A 2,009-nucleotide genomic window follows, 5' to 3' on the forward strand; every position below is an offset into this window, starting at 1 on the left:
CGGGCTACGTTACGCTCCATGCCGGTACCCACCAGCGGCTTGACGGCACGCATGGTCGGTACAGCTTGACGCTGCATGTTGGAACCCATCAACGCACGGTTGGCGTCATCGTGTTCCAGGAACGGGATCAGCGACGCTGCGACCGAGACTACCTGCTTGGGCGATACGTCCATCAAGGTGACGTCTTCCGGCGCCTTGACAGTGAACTCGTTCAAGTGACGAACAGCTACCAGCTCGTCGATCAGCATTTTCTTGTCGTTCATCGTGGCCGAAGCCTGAGCGATCACATGATCGGCTTCTTCGATGGCGGACAGGAACACGATCTCGTCAGTGACCAGGGCGTCTTTGACCACACGGTACGGGCTCTCGAGGAAGCCGTACTGGTTGGTGCGAGCGTAGGCCGCCAGCGAGTTGATCAGACCGATATTCGGACCTTCCGGCGTTTCGATCGGGCAAACACGACCGTAGTGCGTCGGGTGTACGTCACGAACTTCGAAGCCTGCGCGCTCACGGGTCAGACCGCCAGGGCCGAGTGCGGAAACACGGCGCTTGTGGGTGATCTCGGACAGCGGGTTGTTCTGGTCCATGAACTGCGACAGCTGGCTGGAACCGAAGAATTCCTTGACTGCGGCAGCGACCGGCTTGGCGTTGATCAGGTCCTGAGGCATCAGGCCTTCACTTTCAGCCATCGACAGACGCTCTTTGACCGCACGCTCAACACGCACCAGGCCAACGCGGAACTGGTTCTCGGCCATTTCGCCTACGCAGCGAACACGACGGTTACCCAGGTGGTCGATGTCATCGACGATGCCTTTGCCGTTACGGATATCGACCAGGGTCTTGAGGACCGCAACGATATCTTCCTTGCACAGTACGCCCGAACCTTCGATCTCGGTGCGACCGATACGACGGTTGAACTTCATCCGACCTACAGCCGACAGATCGTAACGCTCTGGGCTGAAGAACAGGTTGTTGAACAAGGTCTCGGCAGCATCCTTGGTTGGCGGCTCGCCTGGACGCATCATCCGATAGATTTCGACCAGGGCTTCCAGCTGGTTGCCGGTCGAATCGATTTTCAGGGTATCGGAGATGAACGGACCGCAATCGATGTCGTTGGTGTACAACGTTTCGATACGGACAACCTGAGCCTTGGCGATTTTCGCCAGGATTTCAGTGTTCAGCTCGGTATTGCACTCGGCAATGATTTCGCCGGTCGCCGGATGCACGATCGCCTTGGCGGTGGTGCGGCCCAGGACGTAATCCAGCGGCACTTCCAGAGTCTTGATACCGGCTTTTTCAAGCTGGTTGATGTGGCGTGCAGTGATACGACGGCCTTGCTCGACGATTACCTTGCCTTTGTCATCAAGGATATCAATAACCGCGATTTCACCACGCAGGCGCTGAGGCACCAGCTCCAGGGTCAGGAGTTCGCCCTGAACGTGGAAAACGTTGGTGGTGTAGAAAGCATCCAGCACTTCTTCAGTGGTGTAGCCCAGAGCACGGAGCAAAACCGATGCAGGGAGCTTGCGGCGACGGTCGATACGGACGAATACACAGTCCTTTGGATCGAACTCGAAGTCCAGCCACGAACCACGGTAAGGAATGATACGAGCCGAATACAACAGCTTGCCAGAACTGTGCGTCTTGCCGCGGTCGTGGTCGAAGAACACGCCCGGGGAACGGTGCAGCTGGGAAACGATAACGCGCTCGGTACCATTGATAACGAAGGTGCCGTTTTCAGTCATCAGGGGGATTTCACCCATGTAGACTTCTTGCTCTTTGATGTCCTTGATCGCTTTGTTCGACGATTCTTTGTCGAAAATGATCAGGCGTACTTTTACCCGCAAAGGTACGGCGTACGTTACACCGCGCAGCACGCATTCCTTGACATCAAAAGCCGGTTCGCCCAGACGATAACCGACGTACTCCAGAGCAGCATTGCCGGAGTAGCTGATGATCGGGAAAACGGATTTGAAGGCCGCATGCAGGCCAACGTCGCGGAACTGATC

The 2,009-nt window shown here is 56.6% G+C and carries 1 protein-coding gene; it reads right to left on the reverse strand.

Annotated features, from left to right (window positions below):
- A partial coding sequence (gene rpoB, locus ACI2KS_RS29550; protein WP_404624549.1) for a DNA-directed RNA polymerase subunit beta occupies window positions 1-2,009 on the reverse strand: 2,009 nt, incomplete at both ends.

The sequence above is a fragment of the Pseudomonas sp. NPDC087358 genome (genome assembly GCF_044900785.1).
GTDB lineage: Bacteria > Pseudomonadota > Gammaproteobacteria > Pseudomonadales > Pseudomonadaceae > Aquipseudomonas.